The sequence below is a fragment of the Streptomyces sp. NPDC043952 genome, assembly GCF_056435325.1.
Genome location: NZ_JBWKES010000046.1, coordinates 1 through 23,961 on the forward strand (window position 1 = coordinate 1; position 23,961 = coordinate 23,961).

At 73.1% G+C, this 23,961-nt stretch carries 25 protein-coding genes; 8 read left to right on the forward strand and 17 right to left on the reverse strand.

Going from position 1 to position 23,961, the window contains the following annotated elements:
• Positions 1-498 precede the first annotated feature (498 nt).
• From AC069R_RS31260 to AC069R_RS31290, 7 genes are all read right to left on the reverse strand, one after another.
• A complete protein-coding gene (locus tag AC069R_RS31260) occupies positions 499-873 on the reverse strand; it encodes a DUF6415 family natural product biosynthesis protein (protein ID WP_478770093.1) in 375 nt (124 codons plus the stop codon).
• Positions 870-1,082: a hypothetical protein gene (locus AC069R_RS31265; RefSeq protein WP_478770094.1), complete on the reverse strand. Its 213-nt coding sequence runs from the start codon at positions 1,080-1,082 to the stop codon at positions 870-872. The genes AC069R_RS31260 and AC069R_RS31265 overlap by 4 nt, the downstream gene beginning before the upstream one ends.
• 388 nt (positions 1,083-1,470) lie before the next feature.
• The gene (locus AC069R_RS31270) at positions 1,471-2,658 is read right to left on the reverse strand and encodes a helix-turn-helix domain-containing protein (protein ID WP_478770095.1); all 1,188 of its coding nucleotides are present in this window, start codon (positions 2,656-2,658) and stop codon (positions 1,471-1,473) included.
• A 100-nt stretch (positions 2,659-2,758) separates the two neighbouring features.
• Positions 2,759-3,397 carry an HAD family hydrolase gene (locus tag AC069R_RS31275; RefSeq protein ID WP_478770096.1) on the reverse strand — a complete coding sequence of 213 codons (639 nt, stop codon included), beginning with the start codon at positions 3,395-3,397 and terminating at the stop codon, positions 2,759-2,761.
• 88 nt (positions 3,398-3,485) lie between these two features.
• Positions 3,486-3,818, reverse strand: coding sequence for a putative ATP-grasp-modified RiPP (gene tgmA / locus AC069R_RS31280; protein WP_478770097.1), 333 nt, complete (start codon positions 3,816-3,818; stop codon positions 3,486-3,488).
• Positions 3,725-4,051 (reverse strand): divalent-cation tolerance protein CutA, encoded by a 327-nt coding sequence (gene cutA / locus AC069R_RS31285; protein WP_478770098.1) that lies wholly within the window; start codon positions 4,049-4,051, stop codon positions 3,725-3,727. Before cutA ends, tgmA begins: the two co-directional genes overlap by 94 nt.
• 382 nt (positions 4,052-4,433) lie before the next feature.
• Positions 4,434-5,123: an SDR family NAD(P)-dependent oxidoreductase gene (locus tag AC069R_RS31290; RefSeq protein WP_478770099.1), complete on the reverse strand. Its 690-nt coding sequence runs from the start codon at positions 5,121-5,123 to the stop codon at positions 4,434-4,436.
• 344 nt (positions 5,124-5,467) lie between these two features.
• On the opposite strand from AC069R_RS31290, the gene AC069R_RS31295 reads away from it, so the two are divergent.
• Positions 5,468-5,866 carry a luciferase domain-containing protein gene (locus AC069R_RS31295; RefSeq protein WP_478770100.1) on the forward strand — a complete coding sequence of 133 codons (399 nt, stop codon included), beginning with the start codon at positions 5,468-5,470 and terminating at the stop codon, positions 5,864-5,866.
• Positions 5,867-5,882: 16 nt separating this feature from the next.
• Here the strand turns inward: AC069R_RS31295 and AC069R_RS31300 are convergent, their stop codons facing one another.
• Positions 5,883-6,662 carry a DeoR/GlpR family DNA-binding transcription regulator gene (locus AC069R_RS31300; RefSeq protein ID WP_478770101.1) on the reverse strand — a complete coding sequence of 260 codons (780 nt, stop codon included), beginning with the start codon at positions 6,660-6,662 and terminating at the stop codon, positions 5,883-5,885.
• Between the two features lie 149 nt (positions 6,663-6,811).
• Here AC069R_RS31300 and AC069R_RS31305 point away from each other — a divergent pair, with 149 nt between their 5' ends.
• Both AC069R_RS31305 and AC069R_RS31310 read left to right on the forward strand, forming a co-directional pair.
• Positions 6,812-7,798, forward strand: coding sequence for an SIS domain-containing protein (locus tag AC069R_RS31305; protein WP_478770102.1), 987 nt, complete (start codon positions 6,812-6,814; stop codon positions 7,796-7,798).
• A 38-nt stretch (positions 7,799-7,836) separates the two neighbouring features.
• Positions 7,837-8,712, forward strand: a complete 876-nt coding sequence (locus tag AC069R_RS31310; RefSeq protein ID WP_478770103.1) for a class II fructose-bisphosphate aldolase — start codon at positions 7,837-7,839, stop codon at positions 8,710-8,712.
• Between the two features lie 7 nt (positions 8,713-8,719).
• Here AC069R_RS31310 and AC069R_RS31315 read toward each other — a convergent pair whose 3' ends face one another.
• On the reverse strand, positions 8,720-9,853 hold the full coding sequence (locus AC069R_RS31315; protein WP_478770137.1) for a methyltransferase: 1,134 nt from the start codon (positions 9,851-9,853) through the stop codon (positions 8,720-8,722).
• 212 nt (positions 9,854-10,065) lie between these two features.
• Here AC069R_RS31315 and AC069R_RS31320 point away from each other — a divergent pair, with 212 nt between their 5' ends.
• Together AC069R_RS31320 and AC069R_RS31325 are read left to right on the forward strand one after the other, a co-directional pair.
• Positions 10,066-10,788 carry an alpha-ketoglutarate-dependent dioxygenase AlkB family protein gene (locus AC069R_RS31320; protein ID WP_478770104.1) on the forward strand — a complete coding sequence of 241 codons (723 nt, stop codon included), beginning with the start codon at positions 10,066-10,068 and terminating at the stop codon, positions 10,786-10,788.
• A gap of 47 nt (positions 10,789-10,835) precedes the next feature.
• A complete protein-coding gene (locus AC069R_RS31325) occupies positions 10,836-12,074 on the forward strand; it encodes an ROK family protein (RefSeq protein WP_478770105.1) in 1,239 nt (412 codons plus the stop codon).
• Positions 12,075-12,166: 92 nt separating this feature from the next.
• Here the strand turns inward: AC069R_RS31325 and AC069R_RS31330 are convergent, their stop codons facing one another.
• From AC069R_RS31330 to AC069R_RS31350, 5 genes are all read right to left on the reverse strand, one after another.
• Positions 12,167-13,069, reverse strand: a complete 903-nt coding sequence (locus AC069R_RS31330) for a phosphotriesterase family protein (RefSeq protein WP_478770106.1) — start codon at positions 13,067-13,069, stop codon at positions 12,167-12,169.
• Complete coding sequence (locus AC069R_RS31335) at positions 13,066-13,644, reverse strand: DUF4865 family protein (protein WP_478770107.1); 579 nt, start codon at positions 13,642-13,644, stop codon at positions 13,066-13,068. The genes AC069R_RS31330 and AC069R_RS31335 overlap by 4 nt, the downstream gene beginning before the upstream one ends.
• 16 nt (positions 13,645-13,660) lie before the next feature.
• A complete protein-coding gene (locus AC069R_RS31340; RefSeq protein WP_478770108.1) occupies positions 13,661-14,224 on the reverse strand; it encodes a TetR/AcrR family transcriptional regulator in 564 nt (187 codons plus the stop codon).
• 161 nt (positions 14,225-14,385) lie between these two features.
• Positions 14,386-14,988: an ATP-binding protein gene (locus AC069R_RS31345; RefSeq protein ID WP_478770109.1), complete on the reverse strand. Its 603-nt coding sequence runs from the start codon at positions 14,986-14,988 to the stop codon at positions 14,386-14,388.
• A gap of 486 nt (positions 14,989-15,474) precedes the next feature.
• Positions 15,475-15,798 carry a hypothetical protein gene (locus tag AC069R_RS31350; RefSeq protein WP_478770110.1) on the reverse strand — a complete coding sequence of 108 codons (324 nt, stop codon included), beginning with the start codon at positions 15,796-15,798 and terminating at the stop codon, positions 15,475-15,477.
• A gap of 313 nt (positions 15,799-16,111) precedes the next feature.
• On the opposite strand from AC069R_RS31350, the gene cds1 reads away from it, so the two are divergent.
• Entirely contained in the window at positions 16,112-17,239 is a 1,128-nt protein-coding gene (cds1, locus tag AC069R_RS31355) for an L-cysteine desulfhydrase Cds1 (protein ID WP_478770111.1), read from the forward strand.
• Positions 17,240-17,298: 59 nt separating this feature from the next.
• On the opposite strand, the gene AC069R_RS31360 is transcribed toward cds1, so the two are convergent.
• Positions 17,299-18,384, reverse strand: a complete 1,086-nt coding sequence (locus AC069R_RS31360; protein ID WP_478770112.1) for a DUF5937 family protein — start codon at positions 18,382-18,384, stop codon at positions 17,299-17,301.
• A 99-nt stretch (positions 18,385-18,483) separates the two neighbouring features.
• Between AC069R_RS31360 and AC069R_RS31365 the strand changes: the two genes are divergently transcribed.
• Positions 18,484-19,707: an MFS transporter gene (locus AC069R_RS31365; protein WP_478770113.1), complete on the forward strand. Its 1,224-nt coding sequence runs from the start codon at positions 18,484-18,486 to the stop codon at positions 19,705-19,707.
• Between the two features lie 113 nt (positions 19,708-19,820).
• On the opposite strand, the gene AC069R_RS31370 is transcribed toward AC069R_RS31365, so the two are convergent.
• Together AC069R_RS31370 and AC069R_RS31375 are read right to left on the reverse strand one after the other, a co-directional pair.
• On the reverse strand, positions 19,821-20,285 hold the full coding sequence (locus AC069R_RS31370) for an SRPBCC family protein (RefSeq protein ID WP_478770114.1): 465 nt from the start codon (positions 20,283-20,285) through the stop codon (positions 19,821-19,823).
• A 94-nt stretch (positions 20,286-20,379) separates the two neighbouring features.
• Complete coding sequence (locus tag AC069R_RS31375; protein WP_478770115.1) at positions 20,380-21,270, reverse strand: DeoR/GlpR family DNA-binding transcription regulator; 891 nt, start codon at positions 21,268-21,270, stop codon at positions 20,380-20,382.
• 272 nt (positions 21,271-21,542) lie between these two features.
• Here AC069R_RS31375 and AC069R_RS31380 point away from each other — a divergent pair, with 272 nt between their 5' ends.
• Positions 21,543-23,954, forward strand: a complete 2,412-nt coding sequence (locus AC069R_RS31380; RefSeq protein ID WP_478770116.1) for a hypothetical protein — start codon at positions 21,543-21,545, stop codon at positions 23,952-23,954.
• The last annotated feature ends 7 nt before the right edge of the window (positions 23,955-23,961 follow it).

Consider the following 23,961-nt stretch of genomic DNA (forward strand, 5'->3'; position numbering starts at 1 on the left):
CGCTACGACAAGACCACCCAGTCCTACCAAGCAGCCGTCACCCTCGCAGCACTCCTGATGTGGGCGTGACATTTGACGACAGATCCTAGCGCGGCCTCGGCGGTGGTCGGGCACCACATGCACTTCTTCCCGGCATGCTCTTGTGGGCTCATCGCGCTGTTCGACGGCTTCTCGTGAAGCACGATGAGCTGGTTGATCAAGCGCTTCTCCTCGGCCGGATCAAGGTCCGGCTCCGGCGGCTGTGGCGGTGCGGGTTCCATCGTTCTCCTTGGTGGCGCGCACCCCGCCCAGGGTCTTCTGGGACTCCGGGTGGGGTGGCGGCCCGCCGCGCTCGTGGTGGAAGGCGAGCCGCTGCCTTCCGGCGGCGTGCCTGGTGGGTGCGGCCCTGGCCCGAGACGGCCGCCATGGGGGTGCTTCAGTGCGAGGCCCTCGTGAGCACCAGGGCGAGGGCAGGAGCGGTCACAGCGGCCACGTAGACGAGCAGGCCGACGATCACCCTCACCGCGCCGCGTTGCCCTCGTAGTGGTCGAGGAGGGCCCGCAGGACGCGCGCCAGGCGGCGGGCGTACTCCACCTCGCCGTCGGGGCGGGGCGCCGGCCGTGCCGCGAGCTTTCCGCGGGCCTCGCCGGCGCACGCGCTCGCGCAGTAGCGGCGGCTGCTCTCCTTCGGCAGTTGGGCGAGCTTCTTCTCCACCTCGGGGATGAGCATTTCCAGGTGGTCGCGCAGTCGGCCGATGAGGGTGTCGAAAGCCTCGGGCGCCGGGAGCGGCGCGTCGGTCTCGTCCTCGGGGCCGAGCGCCTGGGCGGCGGTTTCGCGCATGGTGGCGATGTCCACGGGCTCGGTGCCGGTGGCCTGCTTCACGCGAGCGCTCATCGGGTCACCGGCCTTCCGAGGAGGCAGAGCGGGCACTGGCACGCGGGGTAGGAGTCGGCCAGGGGCAGCGGCGGCAGCTTGCCGTCGACGGCCACGGTGACCGTGCCCCGGTCCTGGGTGATCGTGCCGTAGCGGTCCACGGTGTAGACCCGCATCGTCATCCGGCCACCCCGTGCGTTCACCGGGGGCTGGGCGGTAGCGTTTGTCATGTCGACGCTCCCTCTCGGGTTCGAGCGTTGGCCACGCCCGGCGGTCGTGTGCCCGCGGCTGCCGGGTCTTCGTGGCGTTTCTGTAGGGCTAGGCATCTCCCGGCGTTCCGCGTCGGCAGCCGCAACTTCCGATCTGCCAGACTCGGGCGGCGCCGCGGACGACAACTTCGCCCGCCGCGCGCAGAGGACGGTTCACGTCTCCGCAGTCGAAGCACGCCTCGCCATGAAGGCGGACGGCGCTCACACGACGGTCAACGACCGCCGGGGTGAGCGAACGTGCTTCCTGCATTTCCCGTGCCCGTCTTTGGCGCCTGCGCGTGGCACACATGTTGAGGGTGATGGAGCGTCACAACTACCCCGGCAAGGGGTACTTGGTAATCGGCAGTGCTCAAGTGGCGGCGCACCACTCCGCGAAAGATGTCAGTGTCTCCGAGTCGGTGCGGCGCAGGCGCCGCAGTGTCGAAGCGTCTTCCCGGACCCAGGGATGGTCACGGGTGTGCTGAGGTGCGATCTTGCGAGCAACCTTCAGCGACTCGAACGCGCCGTCGGGCATGCCCGCCCAAAGCTGCGCGCGCGCCAGCTCGATGTAGAAGCCCGAGCGGCGCTCTGCGGCAAGGCTGGTCGGAGGCTTCCACTCGTGTGTGACGTCCAGGGCAGTGCTCACATGGTCGCCGCCCAGGCTGACCGCGACCGACACCTGGTGAATCCGCACAGAGTCGGGCCCGAAGGCGGTGCCGTAGTACACGTCTTCTTTGACCTGCTCGGCCAGGCGCGCAGCGTCGCTCAAGTGCGCGACCGCAGCGTCCGCGTCCTTGGCACGGCCGGCGATGACGGCAGCCCTCATATGCAGGGCGCCGCGTGCGGCATGCTGTGCTGCCGTCGTCGGTGCGGGTGCCGCGTCGATGGCCTGCCTGAGTGCGCGTAAGCCTGCGGCGTGAGCGCGGGCCGCGAAGAAGGTCTCGGTGCGCACGTACGCCACGGATGCGGTCAGCAGGGGATCCTCGGCCGCCGCCGCGGCCCACCGCATCAGTTCGATCAGGCGCGCCGAGAGATCGTGCGCGCCGAGCTTGTAGGCGGCCGCATCGGCGCAGCGGTAGGCGCTCACCAGCAACTGCGCCGGTTCGGTGCGGTCGCCGTCGGCTGCCGTGTGGTAGGCCCGTGTCAGCTCGGTCAGCAGCTCCGGGAGGTCGCGAACGATCCGCGTGTACTGCGCGCCGAGCCGCCACTTCACAGCCGCATCGACTGCATCGCGCAACTCGGACACCGGTCGGACGGGACCGTCGTCCGGGCAGTCGTACGAGGCGATGGCTGCCGACAGCATCGGCAGGCCCTCCCGCGCCTGTGAATGAGCGGGCCCGCGATCGTGGCGCAGTCGTACCGGGTCTACCCCCAGTGCGTCGGCGAGGGCTTGGAGGGTATCGTCGCTGACTCCTCTTTCGCCGCGCTCGATTTTGCGGATCGTCCCCAGAGCGACGCAGGCGGCATCCGCCAGCTCCTGCTGGGTCATCTTGGGCCGGACGACGCTTCGGTAGTAGGCGATCCGTCGGCCTACTCCTCCGTCGGTGTTCGCGGGCATACTGTCTCCGTTCGGGCATCCATTCCGAACGGTACTGGCGGGAGACCGCGTCTGTACTGAAGCAGCCTCTCGCCAACTCGGTGGGACTACTCCCTTGTTGTCACCCCGCGAGGCTCACCAGCTCCATGAGGCCGTCGATGCGCCAGTCCGCTGCTGCCACGGTCTTCGGGTCATCGGCCCAGAGATGCCCCCAGGGCCCGCGCCGCAGGTGCGCGGTGCGCAGGCCGGCCGCCTTCGCGGGGTGGACATCGTTCGCTGGGTGATCCCCGACATAGACGGTGCGGGCTGGCGAGGCCTCGGCCACCTCGATGACGCTCTGGAAGAACTCCTGCTGAGGCTTGGCCACGCCCCACTCTGCCGATGTGGCGATCAGGTCGGCGGGCAGGTCCAGGCCGCGCAACAGCTGGCCCGCGCGGGCGGTCTGGTTCCCGGCGACGATGACACGGACGCCCGCCTGACGGAGAGCAGACAGAGCGGGCCGTACGTCGTTGTAGAGGTCGGCCTCATCGAGATGCTCGCCCCGGCCTGCTGCCTCACGGGCGCGGTACTCCGCGTCAAGGTCAATGCCAGGCCGCAGCAACCGGATCGCGTCCGCGTTGTCCTGGCCTGCGGCCACGACGGCTCCGACGAGCGCGGATAGGGTGTGTCTCGGTACGTTGAGCCAGTCTGCCCACGACGCCCAATACCGATCGTCACGGATGATCGTCTCTCCGACATCGAACACGATGGTCTCAATCACCCATGCAGCGTACGTGCCTTCGTGGCGTAAGAATTCGACCACGTGCCTCGATCGGAACGTGGGATCGATGCACGGAGCTGAGGCTCGATTACGAGGCGCTGGTGCCGGTCTGCATCAGCGCCGCCATGTCCTTGTTGTGGGCTGCGGCGATGCGGAGCCGGTGGCTGTAGCGGGGGTCGGTGTCGCCCGACTCGATCATGGTCGGCGAGTGCGTATTGGCCATGCAGGTCAGCAGGCCCCCGTCGTAGGAGATGCTGACCTGCCGCCCCCGGTCGTACTCGTGCGCCGGGACGGGGATGGCCGCGGTGGAGGGCGCGGCTTGATGCCCTACTCTACCGGCGTTGTGTTGGCGGCGATCCACTCCAGACAGGCTTCGGAGCCCGCCTCGATCGGCACTGCCGCGACTTCTGGATTCTGCCACGGATGATGTTTCAGGAGGTGGGCTTCCAGTTCGGGATACCGGGCGGCAGTGGTCTTGAGCAGCAGCTGCCACTCCTCGCCTGTACCGAATTCCCCGTCGTGCCAGAAAGCGGAGATCACCGGGCCGATGATTTGAGCGCCTGCCGCCAGGCGACGACTGACGACGGTACGTGCGAGTTCAACAGCTTGTTCCCGTTTCGGGGTTGCCGTGGATACCTGGAAGTAGCCAGCCATGCCGCGAGCGTAGCTTGATCTCTGATCTCCGCGAAGACGGACCGCAGCGCCCCACTGGCCCCGAAACGAACACCGAGTAGGCCGCTGTAGCGGGCGTCGGGTCGCGGTTCACAGGTCACCGATGCGTTCGCCCAACGCGCGACGTCGGGTCGTGATCCAGTCCGGTTCGTCAGGAGGCACTGGACAAGATGGACTGGCCTGCCGCATGGCTGATGTCCGGGTGGGAAAGCCGGAATCGGCTCCGCGAGCGCCCGCCCCACACTGGAAAGACCAGAGCGAGGCGGGCTTCTTGTGGGCCTCCAGCTCGGGGTACCGCGCGGCAGCGGTCTTCAGCAGCCGCCTCTCTTCACACGCAGCCCCGGTCGAGGGGTACCGCAGATGCTTACCAGGGCAGCGGGCCCGACGTGCCGAAGTAGCCGCCGGTCGGGCCGTCCGGGCCGAGTTGGGCCATCCGGACGATGATCTCGGCGCCCTGCTCGACGGTCTGCGTGCCCTCGTGCCGGTTCAGGTCGGTCGCGGTGTAGCCGGGCTCCACCGCGTTGATCCGCATCCGCGGGAATGCCTTGGCGTACTGCACGGTGAGCATGTTGACCGTGGTCTTGGAGGCCGGGTAGGCGGCCCCCGGATAGCCCTTGCCGGCCAGGGCCAGTGAGGCCAGGCCGCTGCTGACGTTGACCACGACCGGCGCGGCGGAGCGTTCCAGCAGTGGCAGGAAGGCGTGGGTCACCCGGACCAGGCCGAAGACGTTGGTCTCGAACACCTCCCGCATCACGTCGGCGGTCAGCTCCGCGGCGCCGATGATGTCGCCGCCGGGTGACCGCACCTCGATCCCGGCGTTGTTCACCAGGACGTCCAGGCCGCCCTCGGCCTCGATGGTGGCCGCCGCGGCGGTGACCGACGCGTCGTCGGTGACATCGAGCCGTACGAAGCGGGCGCCGAGCCCGGCCGCGGCCGCCGCGCCCCGCTCGGGGTCGCGCGCTCCCAGGTAGACGGTGTGGCCCGCGGCGATCAGCCGGCGGGCGGTCTCATGGCCGAGGCCCTTGTTGGCCCCGGTGACTAACGTTGTCGTCATGGGGCACAGCTTCCCTCCGGTCGCCGCGGTCGACCACTGGATTACGGCGAGGACGGGTTCGCCGGACTTCACGCCTCCGCCCTGCGTCCACGTCCTCCCCGTCGGGAGGGATCACATCGCGGCCGGTACGGTCCGCCGATGTCTTGGCGGCAAATGCAGGGGGCCCGCCCATGAAATGACGCCTGAAGAAAGAGAATTGGCCCGATGGTGGGGTGAATCGGCTGGCGGGACCGTTGCCTTGGGCTCGTACGTGTGTCTGAGGGTGGCAACCCCGTCCGGACACAGGTCGGTTAATGCTTGCTCACGCGCTGGTTGCAACGGGGTGAGCGCGTCATGATGGGCCCATGACGTTGGCCTCGCGCGCGTACGCGCAACTGGCGACCTGGCCGGACCTGAGACAGGCCGTGCCGAGCTGCGGTCAGGGACAGGCGGTGGTCTCCGCCAAGGGTGAGATCGTCCATTTCCACTCCGGCCGCGATGTCGATCTGCGGCTGACCGACCGGGCCATCCGGCGGTTCGCCAGGGACCTCAAGCGCTCCGGCGCGATCAGGATCGTGCCCGGCTCGCCGTGGGTGACCCTGCGCCTCGACGCCGCGAGCGACGTCGATCTGCTGCTGACCCTGGTCAGTGTGGCGCTCCAGGCGCAGCAGTTCCCGCCCGGCCCGGTCGACCGCCCCCTGATGGGCTGCAACGACCAGCGTGGCGCGGGGTTCGTGAAGGCGGATCTCGGCGCCCTCTGGTAGGCGGGCGGCCCGCGCGTCATACGGCGATGACGCGGATCCCGGCCTCCTCGAAGTGCTGGACCGTCTCCGGGTCCACCGCCGTGTCCGTCACCAGGGTGTCCACCAGGTGCGCGGGGCAGATCCGGGCGAACGCCCGCTGGCCCAGCTTGCTGGAGTCCGCGGCGACCACGACCCGCTCGGCGCGCTCGCACAGCAGCCGGTTGATCGCCGCCTCGGCCTCGTCGTGCGCCGCCGCACCGTGCACCACGTCGAAGGCGACCACCCCGAGCACCGCCACGTCCAGCCTGATCTGCCCGAGCACCCCGTCCGCGAGCGGACCGACCAGCTCGTACGACTGCGGGCGGGCCACCCCACCGGTGACCACGATCTTGAACTGGGGCCGTACCGCCAGCTCGTTGGCGATGTTGAGCGCGTTGGTGACCACGGTCAGCGCCGGGGAGCCGGTGGCCAGGTCGGCGCGGACGGCGAGGGCACGGGCCACCTCCGTGGTCGTCGTACCCCCGGTCAGCCCCACCGCCTCGCCCGGCGCGACGAGATCGGCCACCGCGGTGGCGATGCGCTGCTTCTCGGAGGCACGGCGGGCCGTCTTGTAGCGCAGGGGGAGTTCGTACGACACCCCGTGCACCACCGCGCCGCCACGGGTGCGGACCAGCATCTGCTGCTCGGCGAGCCGGTCGAAGTCCCGGCGGATCGTCGCCGCCGACACCGCCAGCTCGGCGGCCGCCTCCTCGACGTCCAGCCGGCCCCGCTCCACGAGCAGTTCCAGCAGCGCCTTCCAGCGGGCGTCCCGCGACATCCGCGGCCTCCGATCCTCGGTCGTTCTCAGATCGGTGACCCTAGCGCACCCCCGAAGTGCGCCCCTCGTCCGCCAAGAATGCTTGATTGTGCTCGAAAGCTCGCTATATCTTGCAGGAATAATCAGTCAGGGCAGGGGAAGGTGTGGGCATGACTCATGTCGAGGACGAGCTGAACAGCCAGCCGGCGTGCTGGACGCGGGCCGCCGGGGAGGCGGGGCGGCACCGGGACGCGCTGCCGGCGGCGGGCGAGAGGGTCGCCGTGGTGGGCTGCGGGACGTCGTACTTCATGGCGCAGGCGGTGGCCGCGCTGCGCGAGGGCGCTGGGCAGGGCGAGACCGACGCCTTCGCCGCCTCGGAGTTCCCCTACGGACGGTCGTACGACCGGGTGGTCGCCCTCACCCGCTCCGGTACGACCACCGAAGTGCTGGAGCTGCTGGGCCGGTTGCGCGGTACGGCGACCCGCACCACGGCCGTCACCGCCGACCCGGCCACGCCCGTGATGGGCGCCGCCGACGAGGTCGTGGTGCTGGACTTCGCCGACGAACGCTCCGTCGTCCAGACCCGGTTCGCCACCACCGCCCTCACCCTCCTGCGCGCCCATCTCGGTCTGCACACGGACTCGGTCGTCGCCGACGGCCGCACCGCGCTCACCACCCCTGTGCCCCAAAGCCTCGTCGAATGCACCCAGTTCACCTTCCTGGGGCGCGGCTGGACGGTCGGGCTCGCGAACGAGGCCGGGCTGAAGATGCGCGAGGCGTCCCTGTCCTGGACCGAGGCGTACCCGGCGATGGAGTACCGGCACGGCCCGATCAGCATCACCACGAAGGGCACCGCCACCTGGGTGTTCGGCGAGGCGCCCGAGGGGCTCGCCGAACAGGTCCAGGGCACCGGCGGGCTGTGGATCGCGGGCGGCCTCGACCCGCTCGCCGAACTCGTCCGCGCCCAGCGGCTCGCGGTCGCCGTCGCCGCCGCGCGCGGCCTCGACCCGGACCGGCCGCGCCACCTCACCCGCTCGGTGATCCTCACGGCGGACGCCTCCGCCCGCGAGGCCGGGGCCGCCGGGCTTCCCGGACCCCGCGACCCCCAGGCGCCCCACGACGCCTCCGAGAGCGCCGGCTCCGCCGGCTCCGTCTGACACTTCCCGCCGTACCGCGCCCCGGAAGGACACCCGAAGTGCCTCTCGCACCCACCGGCGAGCTGGTCGCCCGCGCCGTCGAAGCCCGCTCGGCCGTCGCCGCGTTCAACGTCATCACACTGGAACACATCGAGGCCGTCATCGCTGGCGCCGAGGCGGCCGACGCGCCCGTCATCCTCCAAGTCAGCGAGAACGCGGTCAAGTTCCGCTACGGACGGCTGCTGCCGCTCGCCCGCGCGGCCCGTGCCACCGCCGAACGGGCCGCCGTACCCGTCGCGTTGCACCTGGACCATGTACAGAGCGACGACCTGCTGCGCCAGGCGCCCGGCGCCGGGTTCAGCTCGGTGATGTACGACGCGGCCCGGCTGCCGTACACCGAGAACCTCGCCGCCACGCGGGCCGCCGCCGACTGGGCGCACTCCCAAGGGCTGTACATCGAGGCCGAGTTGGGGCAAATCGGCGGCAAGGACGGGCAACCCCCGCTGGACGCGCACGCGCCCGGCGCCCGTACCGACCCCGCGCAGGCGCGGGACTTCGTCGGCGGCACCGGCGTCGACGCCCTGGCCGTCGCCGTCGGCAGCGTGCACGCCATGACCACGCGCACCGCCGCCCTCGACCACGCCCTGCTCAAACAGCTGTTCGCCGCACTGCCCGTCCCACTGGTGCTGCACGGCTCCTCCGGCGTACCGGACGACGGGCTGGTCGAGGCGGTCGCGGGCGGCATCGCCAAGGTCAACGTCGGCACCGCGCTCAACATCGCCATGACCGGTGCCATCCGGGAATTCCTCGCCACCCACCCGGAGGCCGTCGACTCCCGCACGTACCTCACCGTCGGCAGGGAGGCGATGGCGCGGCAGGTGCGACACCTGATCTCGGTCGTCACCGGTGCCGCCGGGCCCGCTATGCCTGCCTGACCGCCCGCTATGCCGTTCTGACCGCCTTCAGCAGCACGAACTTCGGGTCGCTCGCGACGAGTTCGCAGTTGCCGAACACCCGCTTCAGGGTGACGTGATAACCCAGGTGCCGGTTGCCGATCACCCACAGCTCGCCGCCCGGCCGCAGTGCGCGCCGCGCGCCGGTGAACATCCGCCGCGCGGTCGCGTCCGTCGTCGCCTGGTGGGAGTGGAACGGCGGGTTGTTCAGGACGAGGTCCACGCTGTCCGGTGCCACCCCGGCGAGTCCGTCGCCGACCCGGAACTCGGCATGCCCCGGTACCCCGTTGGCCTTGTAGGTGGCCTCGGCGGAGGCCACCGCCTGGAACGACTCGTCCACGAACAGCACCTCCGCCGCCGGGTCGGCCAGCGCCACCGCCGTACCGACCACGCCGTTGCCGCAGCCGAGGTCCACCACGCGGGCCGGTCCCGGTCCGGGCAGGTGCTGGAGCAGGAAGCGGGTGCCGATGTCCAGCCGGTCGGCGCAGAAGACGCCCGCGTGGTTGACGACCGGGTGGCCGGAGATCGCGCCGACCCCGGCCGGGAGGTCGTAGCGGTACGGCCACGGGTTCGCGGGCCGCTCCATCGCCGGGTCCGGGGTGCAGAAGATCAGCCGGGCCTTCTGGCGGGCCAGCGAGGTCCGGGTCGGGCCGAGGATACGCTCGAAGGTCCGGAGCGTGGAGGTGTGGATCTCCTTCACCATGCCGGTGCCGATCACCACCGTGTCCGGGTGCACGGCGGGCGCGAGCCGCAGCAGCTGGTCCTCCAGCAGCGCCAGGCTTTTCGGCACCCGTACCAGCAGCACGTCCACCCGCTCGGGCGGCTCGTCCTGGGTGGTCAGCAGCGGTACGGCGCCCGGTTCGACACCGGCCCGCGCCAGATTGGCACGGCTCGCCTCCTGGCCCAGGAACGAGTCGGTGATCTGCGTCGGCCGGTGGTCCGCCAGCGCCGTCACCAGCGCTCCCCAGCGGTCCCCGAGCACCACCACCCGTCCGGTCAGCGGCACGTTCTCCGCCGCCAGATGGTGCAGCAGATACGCGTCGGAGGCGTCCCAGGCACGCAGCCGGTCGCGGGGGTCCTCGGGGAAGCGGGCCAGCTCGACCTCGCCCCACGGTGTCGTCATACGGTCGCTCATCGCGCTCCAGGCTAGCGGAACCGCAGATCAGGGCCCGTACGACCGCGGACCCGCAGGGGAGTGGGCCGAAGACCCGCAGGGGGCTGGGCCGAAGACTCGTAGGGGCTGAACCGAAGACCCGTAGGGGGCCGGTCAGGGTTTTGGCCCTGACCGGGCCGGAGCCCCGGCCGGTGGCGGGAGCGGTGCGGCAGGATGGGGACGTGGACGCGGAACTGTTCCCCCGTGAGCGCGCGCGGATCGCGCCGGGTGCCGCGCACGTCCCGGACTGGCTGCCGGCCGGGCGGCAGCGGGAACTCCTCGCGGCCTGCCGTGACTGGGCGCGGCCCCCGGCGGGGCTGCGTACTGTGCGCACACCGGGCGGCGGCACCATGACCGCCCGCCAGGTCTGCCTCGGCCTGCACTGGGGCGTCGTACGCGCCTGCCCCGCCTGCGGACGGCCCGTACGGGACAACCCCGACTGCCCCGGCCCCCATCAGTACCCCTACGCGTACACCCCTACGGCCGCCGACGGCGACGGTGCCCCGGTCAAGCCCTTCCCGAAGTGGCTGGACGGGGTGGCCCGGCGCGCGGTGGCCGACGCGCTCGGACCGGCGGCCGTACCCGGCCCGTCGTACGACATCGCGCTGATCAACTTCTACGACGGCGCCGCCCGCATGGGCATGCACCGCGACAGCGAGGAGCGGGCCGACGCCCCGGTCGTCTCGCTGAGCCTCGGCGACACCTGCGTCTTCCGGTTCGGCAACGCGCGGACCCGGACCCGGCCGTACACCGACGTCGAGCTGCGCAGCGGCGACCTGTTCGTCTTCGGCGGCCCCGCCCGCGCCGCCTACCACGGCGTGCCCCGCGTCCACCCCGGCACGGCACCGCCCTGGCTGGGGCTGGCCGGACGGCTCAACATCACGCTGCGGGTGAGCGGGCTGTGACGGCGGCACGGGCCACGAGCGCTGCGGATCATGGGAGACTCGCCCTCATGAGCGGCAAGGCGGAACCCCGGACGGCGGGGGAGAGGACCCCCACGAGGGCGCGGCTGGACCGGGGGCGGGGCGCGCTCGGGCCCGCGCTGGAACTGGTGCACACCGGGCGGGCCCCGACCCGAGCCGTGCTCACCGCCGAACTCGGCGTCACCCGCGCGACGGCCGGCGCGGTCGCCGCCGAACTGGAGGCCCTGGGCCTGATCCGGGTGGACGCCCGCCCCGCCGCGGCGGCCGGCTCCCAGGGCCGCCCCTCGCACCGGCTCGACGTCGCCGAGGAGGGACCGGTGGCGCTCGCCGCACAGGTGCACGCCGACGGCTTCCGGGCCGCGCTGGTCGGCCTCGGCGGCCGGATCGTGGCCACCGCGCCCGGCTGCGAGACCGTGGCCGCCGACCCGGCGAAGGTGCTCGGCTCGGTGGTCGAGGCGGGCGCGGAACTGCTGCGCACCACCGGCCGCCGCTGTGTCGGCGCCGGGCTCGCCGTGCCCTCCGCCGTCGCCCAGCCCGAGGGCCTCGCCCTCAACCCGCTGCACCTCGCCTGGCCCGTCGGGGCACCGGTCCGGCGGCTGTTCGAGGAGTGCGTGCGCGCGGCGGGCATCGACGGGCCCGCGTTCACCGGGAACGACGTCAACCTCGCGGCGCTCGCCGAACACCGGCACGGCGCGGGCCGGGGCGCCCGCGATCTGCTGTGCGTGGCCACCGGGCACCGCGGCGTCGGCGGCGCCCTCGTCCTCGACGGCCGTCTGCACACCGGCAGTTCGGGACTCGCCCTGGAGGTCGGCCACCTCACCGTCAACCCCGAGGGCCGCCCCTGCCACTGCGGCGGCCGGGGCTGTCTGGACGTCGAGGCGGACCCGCTGGCGCTGCTCGTGGAGGCCGGCCGCGAGCCGGGCCCGGAGGTCTCGCTCCTGAAGCAGGCCGACGACCTGCTGCGCACCCAGTACGACGACCCCGCGGTACGCCGGGCCGCCGAGGCCCTGATCGACCGGCTCGGCCTCGGCCTCGCCGGGCTCGTCAACATCCTCAACCCCGACCGCATCATCCTCGGCGGGCTGCACCGCAGCCTGCTGGACGCCGATCCGAGCCGGCTGCGCGCCGTCGTCGCCGACCGCAGCCTGTGGGGTCAGAGCGGCGGCGTCCCGATCCTGCCGTGCACCCTCGACCACAACAGCCTGGTCGGCGCCGCCGAACTGGCCTGGCAGCCGGTCCTGGACGACCCGCTGGCCGCACTGCGCTGAACCCCTCGGGGAGGTCACGCCCGGCCGCATGTCAACGCCCGCGCAGGGATGGCTTGTCGATGCGGGCCGTCGGCCGGCATGGCACCCCGCTGTCACGCCCAGTCGACGGAGAACGCCCTCCACGGGTGTTCGGTGAGGATCCGGTCGACCAGTTCCGGGCCCAACTCCGCCGCCAGGCGCGGGCGCAGGCGGCGCAGCAGATACGGCATTCCCGGACCGCCGTCGACCGAGCGCGTACCGGCGGTCACCGTGTCGCCGCCGAGCAGCAGCCGGTCGCCGAAACCGGCCTCCGCGAGGGCGCGGGCACCGGCCGGCATCTGCCAGTCGGTGGCGTGATGGGCGCGCGAGGGGCCGTCGAAGGCGAGCCAGCAGCCGGTGGTGGCGGCCTGCCGCTGCGTCACCGGATCGGGGAAGCGGTTCAGATGACCGAGGATCACCCGGTCACCGGGCACGCCCAACTCACCGCAGAGCAGGTCGAGTACGTCCAGGGCGCCGGTGCCCAGCTCCAGGTGGACGGCGATGGGCGCGCCGGTCGCGTGGTGCGCCTCGGCCGCCGCCGCCATGGTCCAGCGGGCGTGCGCGTCGAGCGCGTGGAACCCGCCCGCCACCTTGATCAGCCCGGCCCGTACCCCGGTCGTGCCGATGCCCTCGGTCAGCTCGGTGACGAACACCTCGGCCAGCCGGTCGCGCAGCCCCGCCAGCAACTCCGGTGCGACATGCGGGGCTTGGTGCAGGCCCGTCGCGCAGACCAGGTGCACTCCGGTGGCGCGGGACAGGGCCGCGAGGTCGGCCGCGCGGCGGCCCATGCCGTGCGGCGTCCACTGCACGACGGCGGCACCGCCCGCCGCCCGGAACGCCTCCAGTTCGGCCCGCGCGGCGGCCACGTCGTCCAGCTCCTTGCCCGGCAACTGCCTGCTGCGCAGGAAGAGATGGTCGTGCGCGTCGCACACCCCCAGCTCCTGCGGGCGGATGTCGCCGAGGACGGTACGGATCACCAGTGCCGCCCGCGCGCAAGCCGGTCGAGGCCGGGGGTGGACAGGTGCAGCACCCGGAAGAGGTCGCCCTCGGCCTTCGGGGTGTCGTGCTCCCAGAGGGAGAAGTGGACCAGCTCCCAGCGGTACGGGTCGGCGGCGGTCGCGGCCAGCACGGCACCGTCCTCGGCGGCCAACTGCTCAGTCGCGCCTACCGCTTCCTCCATCAGGCGTGCCAAGTCGGCGCCCTCCGGCACCGGTTGCCGGCGCCGCAGCGCGAACGCGGCACGGGTGCCGGTGCCCTCCGCGTAACCGAGCCCGGTCCACTGGCGCACGGCCGGACGCCCGAAGTCGTCGGCCAGACGCTGGAACCCGCCGCCCCACAGGAAGCGGTTCATGCCCTCGACCGTGTGCCACAGACAGAACGGCGCGTACTGGTTCACCGGCGAGCCGTGGACGCCGCGTTCGCGCAGCAGATACGCCTTGAGGCCGAGCCCTTCCCAGTCGTCCAGCAGCTGCCCGACGCGGTTCACACGGGCGCGGATGATGTCCGTGCCGTAGTCCGCGGGCAGCGTCACCTCGTACTGCATGGCGTGCATCAAGTGGCCCCTTCCCTCAGGCGGTTCGGGGCGCGAGGAGGGCCAGCAGCCCGTCGACGGCCGCGTCGAAGGCGGCGGGGGAGCCGGCGGCACGGGCCAGCACATAGCCGCCCTGCACGGTCGCGAGGATCGTCGCGGCGATCCGCCCGGCGTCCAGCTCCGGCGCGAACTGCCCCTGCCGCTTGCCCTCTTCGACGACCCCGGCGAGCCGTTCCCGGATCCAGGCGAGGGTCTCGTCCACCGGGGCGCGCAGCTCGTCACTGGCGATCACCTCCGGGTCCATCGTCAGCCGGCCGACCGGGCAGCCGCGCAGCACCTCGCGCTCGCGGCGCAGATACGCCTCGACGCGTTCGTACGGCGTGCCGGGGCCGTCCAGCGAGCGCTCGGCCGCCGCCCGCAGCTGCTCCGCGGTCCGCCGGATCGCCGCCAGAGCGAGGTCCGGCTTGCCCTTGAAGTGGTGGTACATGCTGCCCTGGCCCGCGCCCGCGCGCTCCAGGATCGCCTTGGGGCTGGTGCCCACGTAACCGCGCTCCCAGAGCAGGTCGCGCGTTGACTCGATGAGTCGTTCGGAGGTGCTCATGAAGGCAGTGTACATACTGGTAGATACAGGAGTGCTCGCCTTGCGGGGGTGCGGGGGTGCGGGGGTGCGAGGGTGCGGGGGTACGGCGGGCGGTTCGTGGCTGCTCGCCGTACACCACGCGCCGTACGGTGCGCCCCCTATGCACTGTCCGCCGGTTCCGGTCAGCCCGCCGCGACCGGGTGGCTGGCGGCCAGTTCCTGCCCACCGGGGGCCGACCTGATCGCCGCCGGGACGGGTGTCCGCGCGGGGGAGGCGGGGGCAGCCGTCCCGATGGCTGCCGCCGCGACCGGGGTGGGTGTGGGCTGGTGTTCCGGGGCGCGGCGCGGCGTACGGGCCGGATGGCCGGGCGTGGCGGGCAGGGTGAACCAGACGACCTTGCCGTTGTCGCCGTCCGGCCGCGCGCCCCAGCTCTCGCTGACGGCGGCGACCATGGCGAGGCCCCGGCCGCAGGTGGCGAGCGGCGTCGTCTCCTCCGCGCCCGCGTCCGCGTCGTTGGTCGGCACCGGCAGGCGCGGATCGTGATCGTGGACCGACACGGTGAGCCGGTCCGGCTGGAGCTCCAGCTCGACCGTGCACGACTTGTCGGGCCTGGCGTGCCGGTGGACGTTGCTGAGCAGCTCCGTCACGCCGAGCGCGGCGCGGTCTATCAACGGGTCCAGATGCCAGTAGCGCAGTTGCGCAGAGACGATTCTGCGGACCTGGCCGATCCGCGACGGCAGGGCTTGGAGCTCCACCGTGCAGTGCCTGCTTGGGTGACTGATCACGGCTGCGACTCCCCGATGTGAGGTCCGGAAGGGAACCGGAAAGACACGGAGAACAACGGATCCAGCAGGCCCCCCGGAAAAGCGGCCGCCTGCTGTCGTGGCCGGCGGGCTGGTTCGCAGCGTTATCGCCGGTAAACCCAGAGTGACGTGAGACCAGCGTGGCGCAGGGGGCGGCTTGGTGCAACTCGCCGCGTCCGGATGGAGACGGGGCTGGGATGGGAGACCTGGGGGTGAGAGACCTGGGGGTGTTGGGGATGGGTGGTTGGCGGGGGCCTCGGGCGCCGGCGGGCACGGCGTGCCGCCCGGACACGCCGTGACGCCTGGCAATTCGTGCCGGCCGGGCACGGCGTGCCGGGGCCCCGTGCCGCTTGGCGCGGCACGCCGCCCGCACGGCACGAGTCGTCGGAGACCGCACCTGCCGCCTGCACACTGTGCCGCCCCGGCGGCGCGCGCCACCCCGGCACCGCGAGACCGCCGTGGCCCCCTTCAGTCGCCGCGTCCCGCCGCCCGGCGGACCGCCTCGATGAAGCGGCGGGCCGCGGGGGTGCCCGGTTCGCCCGGAGCGGGGTCCTGTTCGGCCAGCGTCAGCAGGTACCGCTGGCCGTTGAGGTCGGCCAGGGCCTTGTCGTCCGGGGCGAACCACGGCTTGGAGGCGCGCACCGCCTGCACCGGTGCGCTGTCGATCTCGCTGCCGTAACTGTTGAGCAACTCCACCCTGCCGTCGTTGATCCGGACCTGTCCGGCCCGAGTGAGCGAGCGCATGCGTTTCCCGATCCGCACGCCCTTGGCCGTGAACTCCGGCTCCGCCATCCCTCGCCGCCCCCTTGTGCGCGTGTTCCCGTGTTCCGGTGTGCGCCCCCGTTCGCGTGCGGGACCATCGTCCCGACGCGTGCAGTCTGCCGCGCCACGGCACGGAGCACCAGTGCGCGCGGGGGCGCGCACGACAGCGGCCCGGAGCACACGCGGCGGCACACCGGGTCGTCTCGTACGCCTGTGCCCCAGGGCGCCTTTGGGCCGCCCAAAGATGCGTTTATGCAGGTGGGAAGCGGTGTGAAAGATGCTTATGCTCGAAAGTGCCGGCCCGCCCGAGGCGCCGTCGGCGCACAGCGTAAGGAGCACCGACGTGAGCATCACCCACCAGACCAGGACCGGCGCCACCCTCGATGTCGACCGTACCGACCCCGCCTACCGCGGCTGGCTGAAAGAGGCCGTGCGCAAGGTGCAGGCCGATGCGAACCGGTCGGCCGACACCCACCTGCTGCGCTTCCCGCTGCCCGAGCGCTGGGGCATCGACCTCTATCTGAAGGACGAGTCGACGCACCCAACCGGCAGCCTGAAGCACCGCCTGGCCCGCTCGCTGTTCCTCTACGGCCTCTGCAACGGCTGGATCCGGCCCGGCCGCCCGGTGATCGAGGCGTCCAGCGGTTCCACCGCCGTCTCCGAGGCGTACTTCGCCAAGCTGATCGGGGTGCCCTTCATCGCGGTCATGCCGCGCACGACCAGCGCCGAGAAGTGCCGCCTTATCGAATTCCACGGCGGTCGCTGCCACTTCGTGGACGACTCACGGAAGATGTACGAGGAGTCCGCCCGCCTCGCGGTGGAGACCGGCGGCCACTACATGGACCAGTTCACCTACGCCGAGCGGGCCACCGACTGGCGCGGCAACAACAACATCGCCGAATCGATCTTCCGCCAGCTGGAGTTGGAGCGGTTCCCGGAGCCGGCGTGGATCGTCGCCACGGCGGGCACCGGCGGCACCTCGGCGACGCTCGCCCGCTATGTGCACTACATGCAGTACGACACCCGTATCTGCGTCGCCGACCCGGACAACTCCTGTTTCTTCGAGGGCTGGACCGCCGGCGACCCGGACGTCACCTGCGACTGCGGCTCCCGGATCGAGGGCATCGGCCGGCCGCGCATGGAGCCGAGCTTCGTGCCCGGCGCGATCGACCGGATGATGAAGGTCCCGGACGCGGCCAGCGTCGCCGCCGTACGGGCCCTGGAAGGGGTGATCGGCCGCAAGGCGGGCGGCTCCACCGGGACCGGGCTGTGGAGCGCCCTGAAGATCGTCTCCGAGATGGTGGCCGAGGGCCGTACCGGCAGCGTCGTCACCCTGCTGTGCGATCCGGGCGACCGGTACCTCGACAAGTACTACTCGGACGCGTGGCTCGCGGAGCAGGGCCTGGACATCGCGCCGTACACGGCGGCGATCGAGACGCTGCTGGCCACGGGGGTATGGCCGCAGCCCTGACCGGCGCCGGACGGCGAGCGGAAGCGGCGGTCGCCCGTGTCCTCGTGGACCGGGTCCGCTCAGCGCAGTACGGCCGCCAGCAGGTCGGTGCCCAGCGACGTCAGGTCGGACAGGTTGAGGGTGTAGCGGACGTACCGGCCCTGCCGCCGGGCCGTGAGCAGGCCCGCGCGGCGCAGGACGGCGAGGTGGCGGGAGACCTCCGGGGGCGAGAGTTCCCAGGCGTGGGCCAGCTCACCGGTGGTGTGCGCGCCGCGGGCCAGGGTGCGCAGCAGCCGCAGCCGCAGGGGATGCGCGAGCGCGTCCAGCCGTAGCGTGACCGTTTCCAGGGATACCGGCTCCGGCGGGCGCGCCTCGGCCACGGGGTACTGCACCACCGGCTGCCAGCCGGGCGCGTGGACCACCACCAGGTGCGGGCTGCCGAAGACGCTGGGGAGGAAGGTGACCCCCGTGCCGTGGGCGGACGTCGCGTTGTCCTGGAGCTTGTCCACGACGATATGGCCGCCGTCCGGCGCCAGGGTGACGGCGCTGGAGACCGACGCGAGTGCCGCGCCGATGCCCTGGCGCTTCAGCAGGTCGTTCTTCAGCCGCAGATCGGTGGCGAGTCGCGCGGCGACGCCCGTCCAGGCGGCGGTGAAGAAAGCGTCGGCGCACTGTTCGAGGGTGTGCCGCACCCGTGCCCGTACGGCGGCCGGGTCCGCGAGCAGCCGTTCCGCGAAGGCCTCCTGGAGCGCGCCGCGGGCCTGCGCCAGGTTCAGGGCCCGCTCCCGCGCCGTCGCGTCGGCGAGCGGCGACGGCGCGGCGAAGTGGACCCGGTTGCTGCCGCAGGTGGTGATGAGCGCGGCGGTCACATAGGTCTCGTCGTCGATCCGGTCCACCTCGTCCAACTCCTTGGCGAGGGTGGGCCGGGGACGGGCGGGGACCAGGAAGTCGGCGCGTGAGGAACGCCAGAGGAACTCCGCCTCCCTGAGCCGCTCGGCCAGCTCCGGCCGCAGACCGGCCCAGACGTCCGCCGCCCAGCCGGCGAGCCGCGGGTGGTGGCCGGGTTCGGCGAGCACGTGCAGCATCGCGGTCAGCTCGGCCAGCGGGGAGGCGGCGAACCGCAGCCGCCCGGACGGCATTCCGCCGATGTCGATCCTCAACGTCATCCCGTCATCATCGCCGGTCGGACGGCCGGCGAACGCGTCGGTTGACGGTGTCCGTCAACCGGCGTGGCCGGTACGGCGACCGCACGCACCGTTGACGCCATGGCAACCACCACGCTCCGGCCGCGGCTCGGGCCGCGCGCCCTCGTCCGTGCCTCCGGAGGCTCCCGCTATGCCGTCGCCCTGGTCGTGGACGCGCTCGGCACCGGCCTGCTGCGGCCCTTCCTGCTGCTCTACGGGGTGACCGTGCTGCGGCTGTCCGCGCCGGCCACCGGCATCGCCATGACGGCCGGCGTCGTCGGGGGCCTGGTGTGCGTGCCCGGCGTCGGCCGCTGGCTGGACCGGGGCGCACGCAGCACCGTCGTGGCGGCGTCGATGCTGGTGCGGGTGGTGGGCGTGGCGCTGCTGCTGGCCGCCCCGGCGGGGCACGTGGGGATGTTCGCGGCGGCGGCACTCTTCCTCGGCACCGGCAATCAGGCATGGCCGGCCGCCCACGCGGCCCTGGTGGCCACGGTCGCCCACGGCCGCGAACGCGACGCCGCTCTCGCGGGCGCCCGTGCCCTGCGCAACGCCGGTCTGGGCGCGGGCGCCCTGCTTGCCACCGTGTGCCTGGCGGGCGGCACCAGCGCGTTGCGGGCGCTGGCCGCCCTCACCGGGCTCGCCTGTCTCGTCGCGGCGGCCCTGGCATGGTCGGTCCGTCTGCGCGCGCAACCGGCCGCCGCCCCGGCCGAGGACAGGACGGACGGGCCCGCACCCCGGATGGGTGTGCTGCTGGCCGCCAACGTGGTCTACGTCTTCTGCCTCAACGTCCCCGAGATCGCGCTCCCGCTCATCCTGGTGACACAGGCGCACGCGTCCCCGGTGTGGTCGGCGGCCATCTTCGTGGCCAACACGGTCCTGGTGGTCACCTTGCAGGTTCCGGTCACCGTCCTGCTGTCCCGCTTCTCCCGGCGGACCGTGCTGGCCCTGGCCGGCGTGGTGCTCGCCGCGTCGTACCTCGGCTTCCTCGCGGCCACCTCACTGGGACACGGCTGGAGCGCCCCGGCCGTCGCCGCGGTGTCCGTGGTCTGCACCCTCGGCGAGATCGTCTACGCCGGCAGCGCCACCGCGCTCGTCACCGCCCTCGCCCCGGCCCATGTGCTGGGCCGCGCCCTCGCCCGCTTCCAGCTCTCCACGGGCTTCGGCCTCGCCGTCTCCCCGGCGGTCATCACCGCTCTCGCCGCGCGCGGCCCGGCCGCCCTCTGGGGCAGTCTCGCCGCGGCGACGCTGGTGTCCGCCTCCGCGGTCGCCGGCGAGAAGGATCGGGGGGCGGGGCTTCTTCCGTGACGGACGCCCGTGACGGACGCCCGTGACGTGGCGTGAGCCGGGCTGTGGTGAACAGGGCCGTGCTGAGCAGGGGTTGCGGTGAGCCGGGTCGTGGTGAGCCGGGCCGCGGTGGGTCAGGTCGTCAGCTGCCGGTCCAGCGCGCCGGCCGCCTGCCGGAAGGCGCGCCCCACGCCCGGCGCGGCCAGCCGGCAGCCGAGGCGGAACGCGGCGGTGCCGTCGAGCGCGAAGACCACCCGGATCCGGGTGCCCCCGCCGGCCGGGACCAGCCGCCACTCCTCGACCCAGGCACGGGCGCCCGGAGTGTTGGTCACATCGACGCGGTACGAGTACAACTCGGGCTTCTCGGCGACCAGGACCGTCTCCTTGAAGCGGATGCCGCCGCGCAGCCGGACATCGCGTCCGCCGTCCGCCGACCGGGCGGAGGCCATGGCCGGGAACCACTGCGGGATGCTCGCCACGTCCTCGGCGAGCGCCTGGTAGACCAGCTCCGGTGCGGCGGTCATGTCCCGGCCGAACACCAGCCGTACGGGCGCGCGGTCGACGAAGTCCGGGCCGACCGGACGCAGACGCTGGGCCATGGCGGACAGCCTCCTCGCGAAGTCCCGCACGGAGATGGGGAGTTGAGCCTTGCTTCCGTGCGGAAGGGTCACCGGCAGCATAGTTGACGCGGTGTCAGTCGTCCTCGGTGGCGGCACCGGGTTCCGCGGGGTCGCCGTCCGGTTCCTCGTCGTCACCGGCCGCGTCCTCGGGGTCCGGTTCCCCGGCCACGATCAGCCGCCGCAGATGCTCGGAAGCCTCGGCGCGCGTCTCGTGCGGCAGCCCCGAGTCCGTCACCAGGGTGTCCACCTGGTCCAGCGTGGCGAACGAACTCAGGCCCACCGTGCCCCACTTGGTGTGGTCGGCGACCACCACCACGCGGCGCGCCGAGTGCACCAGACGGCGGTTGGTCTCGGCCTCCGCCAGGTTCGGCGTGGACAGGCCCGCCTCCACCGATATGCCGTGCACGCCGAGAAACAGCAGATCGAAGTGGAGCGCGGCGATCGCCTGGTCCGCCACCGGACCCACCAGCGAGTCGGACGGGGTGCGCACCCCGCCGGTCAGCACCACCGTGGCCGTGCCCTGCCGCTGCCCCGAGGTGCGCTGTGCCGCGTGGAACACGTCCGCGACCCGCACCGAGTTCGTCACCACGGTCAGGTCCGGCACCTCCAGCAGATGCTGGGCGAGCGCGTAGGTCGTCGTACCGCCGGACAGGGCGATCGCGGTACCGGGGGTGACCAGGGCGGCGGCGGCCCGTGCGATGTCCTCCTTGGCCGACAGCTCCAGGCCCGACTTGGCCTCGAAGCCCGGCTCATGGGTGCTCGCCTCGACCACCGGGACCGCGCCGCCGTGCACCTTCTCCAGCACGCCCTGCCGGGCCAGCGCGTCCAGGTCACGGCGCACGGTCATGTCCGACACCCCGAGCCTGCGGGTCAGTTCGTTGACCCGTGCGCCGCCGCGGCGCCGGACCTCGTCCAGGATCAGGGCACGGCGCTGCTCCGCGAGGAGGTGCTGATTCTCGCTCACGTACGCTCCGGTCCTTTCGCCGCCAGCCGTTCCACACACCCGGCGCACCCGCCACGAGCAGCGCGTCCGGCCGTCCCGAGGGTGTGCGGGCGTCCCATCTTTTCACGGGACGGTGCGGGGTGCGGCACCGCCCGGTCCGCGCGGCCGGCCGGCCCGGCGGCGCGGCCGCCGCACTGCCGATCGGGGAGATTCTGTGACGAGCGGTGTGCGGCCTGCCGGAACCGGACATCAAGCGCGCACGGACACAGGCCGCACGGCGTCGCGGGGGAAGTGTGGAACGCGCTCGGGAACACCCCGGAGGACAGGACCAGCGGGCCGGGGGACGTGCGCCCGAGCCGGCCGACCTGGAGCTGCTGGTGCACGGGGTCGGCGGTACGACCTCGGAGGAGATGCTGGGCGACGCGCGCACCGTGCGGGTCGCCGGGGACGACACGGCGGCCCTCTTCCGGCGTGCCGAGGACGTCGCGCGGGGCGGTCCTGAGCACCGGGGCGAGCCGGTGCGGGAGGCGTACGTCTGGTGCAACCTCACCTCCGGGGACGCGGGCCGCGCCCTGTGGCTGTTGCTGCTGCCGTTCATGGTGGTCAACCTCGCCCACTGGATGCGCCCCGCCGGAGGCCGGCCGCGTGCCGTCCGGCTCTACGGCCTGCTGGTGCGGCTGGCCGCCCTCACCCTCACGGTGCTGCTGGTGGCGGCCGCGTGCGAGGTGGCCCTGGACCTGGTGGCCTGGCAGTGCGCCGGCGCGCCAGCCTGCGCCCGGCGGCATTTCTGGCTGGCCTTCCTCACCCCGGACGCGGCCGGCGGCCCCGGCGTACGGCGGTGGGCGGCGCTGCTCGGCACGTCCGGCGGCTGGTGGTCCCAACCGGGACGGCGGCTCGCGCTCGCGGCGCTGGTGCCGGGCGGGCTGGTGCTGCTGCTCTGGTACCTCGCGCACCGCACATGGAGCGCGTACGAGTCCCACCGCCCGCTGCTCCGGGGCCCGGAACCGGCGGCGGACCCCGACGACAGCGCGTTGGCGCGGCCCGGCTTCTGGTACGGGCGCCGGCTGGTGGCCCGGCTGCGTGCCGCCCACACGGCGGCCGGGCTGCTGACCATCGCCACCGCCCTCGCCACACCGGCGGTCCGCTTCGACCACCGGCCCGGCGGGCCCGTTGCGCTGGACGCCCTCGGCTGGCTGCTGACCGTCCTGCTGCCGGCCGGAGCGGGCGCGGCGGTGGCCGTGGTGTGCCGCCGGGGCCGCGCGGAACACCGCGTCGACCAGGAACTCGACCGGCACCTGGTACGGCTCCTGCCGCTGGCCGCGCTCGCCCTGCTCCTCCTCGCCGCCCTCTACACCGGCTGGTCCCGCCCCACCTGGCACTCGACCGGCCGCCTGCCGGGAGACCCCGCCTTCGGCGGCCTGATGTTGGCCCAGGGCGCGCTGGTGGTGGTGCTCGGGGTGGTGGCGTGGCGGATGGACCGCAGGGGTGCGGGGGAGCGCCGTGGGAGGGAGGGACGCGCTGACGGCCCCGAATCCCAGCGCCCCGCCACCCCCCGCCCCGGCCCCCATGGTCTCGGTGGGCCGGCGACCGTGTTGCTCGCCTGTGCGCTGGGTGGGGTGATGTCCGGTGGGGTGGCTCAGCGGGCGGCCGATTGGCTGGGCGGGGGCGTCATCGCGGGGCCGCCGGTGTCGCTGACCTGGCAGGGGTCCATGATCCCGCCGCTGCTCGCGGTGCTGCTGGTGCCGGCGCTCCGGCTCGCCGCCGGCACCGCCCGGCTCGCCCGTGCCGAACGCGCCCGCGTACGCCGGGAGCATCCGGGGGAGCCCGAGGACCCGGCCCGTACCCGCGCCATCGCCCACGCCCGTGCCATGGCCGCGCTCACCGACCGCGCCCCGCTCGTCCTCACCGTGCTCTGCGCCGCCACCCTGGTGCTGGGCGGCGGGGCGCTGGCCGGGGCCCTGGCCGGCGGAAAGACGCCGGACAGCGCGGCGAGCGGCACGGTCGCCGCCGTACGGATCGCCGCCGGAGTCTCGCAGGGGCTCGGCTCATGGCTGGTCGGGCTCGGTTTCCTGCTGTTCGTGACCTGGGGGCGGCGCGCCTACAAGGACCGCGGCGCCCGGCGTACCGTCGGCATCCTGTGGGACGTCGGCACGTTCTGGCCGCGCGCCGCACACCCCTTCGCGCCCCCCTGCTACGCCGAGCGCGCGGTGCCCGACCTGACCTGGCGGATGGCGACCTGGACCGGGGCGACCGGGGGCCGGCTGGTGCTCTCCGGCCACTCCCAGGGCAGCGTGCTCGCCGCCGCGGCCGCCTGGCAGCTGCCCCCGGCCGCCCGGTCGCGGGTCGCGTTGCTGACGTACGGCTCACCGCTGGAGCGGCTGTACGGCCGCTGGTTCCCGGCCCACTTCGGGCCCGCCGCGCTCGCCGGGCTGCACCGCGACATCGCCTGCTGGAGCAACCTCTACCGCCGCACCGACCCGATCGGCGGCCCGGTCCGCCTGCCCGCCGACGGCCGGCCCCCCGTGGACCAGCCGCCCTTGCGGGACCCCCTCGCCTACGGCCGCACCCCCGAGCACCCGCTCCCGACCCCGATCCTCGGCCACTCCGACTACCAGGCCGACCCGGTCTTCGCCGAAGTACGGGCACGGCTGCTGGCCCGCCTGCGCGCGGAACTCCCCACCCCACGCGGGGAGTCGGCGACCTGACGCCCGC

Excerpts from the sequence above, each read along its gene's own strand:
- AC069R_RS31260 (WP_478770093.1), bottom strand. The coding sequence starts at position 873 with ATGAGCGCTCGCGTGAAGCAGGCCACCGGCACCGAGCCCGTGGACATC.
- AC069R_RS31265 (WP_478770094.1), bottom strand. The coding sequence starts at position 1,082 with ATGACAAACGCTACCGCCCAGCCCCCGGTGAACGCACGGGGTGGCCGG.
- AC069R_RS31270 (WP_478770095.1), bottom strand. The coding sequence starts at position 2,658 with ATGCCCGCGAACACCGACGGAGGAGTAGGCCGACGGATCGCCTACTAC.
- cutA (WP_478770098.1), bottom strand. The coding sequence starts at position 4,051 with ATGGCTGGCTACTTCCAGGTATCCACGGCAACCCCGAAACGGGAACAA.
- AC069R_RS31290 (WP_478770099.1), bottom strand. The coding sequence starts at position 5,123 with ATGACGACAACGTTAGTCACCGGGGCCAACAAGGGCCTCGGCCATGAG.
- AC069R_RS31295 (WP_478770100.1), top strand. The coding sequence starts at position 5,468 with ATGACGTTGGCCTCGCGCGCGTACGCGCAACTGGCGACCTGGCCGGAC.
- AC069R_RS31300 (WP_478770101.1), bottom strand. The coding sequence starts at position 6,662 with ATGTCGCGGGACGCCCGCTGGAAGGCGCTGCTGGAACTGCTCGTGGAG.
- AC069R_RS31305 (WP_478770102.1), top strand. The coding sequence starts at position 6,812 with ATGACTCATGTCGAGGACGAGCTGAACAGCCAGCCGGCGTGCTGGACG.
- AC069R_RS31315 (WP_478770137.1), bottom strand. The coding sequence starts at position 9,853 with ATGACGACACCGTGGGGCGAGGTCGAGCTGGCCCGCTTCCCCGAGGAC.
- AC069R_RS31325 (WP_478770105.1), top strand. The coding sequence starts at position 10,836 with ATGAGCGGCAAGGCGGAACCCCGGACGGCGGGGGAGAGGACCCCCACG.
- AC069R_RS31335 (WP_478770107.1), bottom strand. The coding sequence starts at position 13,644 with ATGCACGCCATGCAGTACGAGGTGACGCTGCCCGCGGACTACGGCACG.
- AC069R_RS31340 (WP_478770108.1), bottom strand. The coding sequence starts at position 14,224 with ATGAGCACCTCCGAACGACTCATCGAGTCAACGCGCGACCTGCTCTGG.
- AC069R_RS31350 (WP_478770110.1), bottom strand. The coding sequence starts at position 15,798 with ATGGCGGAGCCGGAGTTCACGGCCAAGGGCGTGCGGATCGGGAAACGC.
- AC069R_RS31360 (WP_478770112.1), bottom strand. The coding sequence starts at position 18,384 with ATGACGTTGAGGATCGACATCGGCGGAATGCCGTCCGGGCGGCTGCGG.
- AC069R_RS31365 (WP_478770113.1), top strand. The coding sequence starts at position 18,484 with ATGGCAACCACCACGCTCCGGCCGCGGCTCGGGCCGCGCGCCCTCGTC.
- AC069R_RS31370 (WP_478770114.1), bottom strand. The coding sequence starts at position 20,285 with ATGGCCCAGCGTCTGCGTCCGGTCGGCCCGGACTTCGTCGACCGCGCG.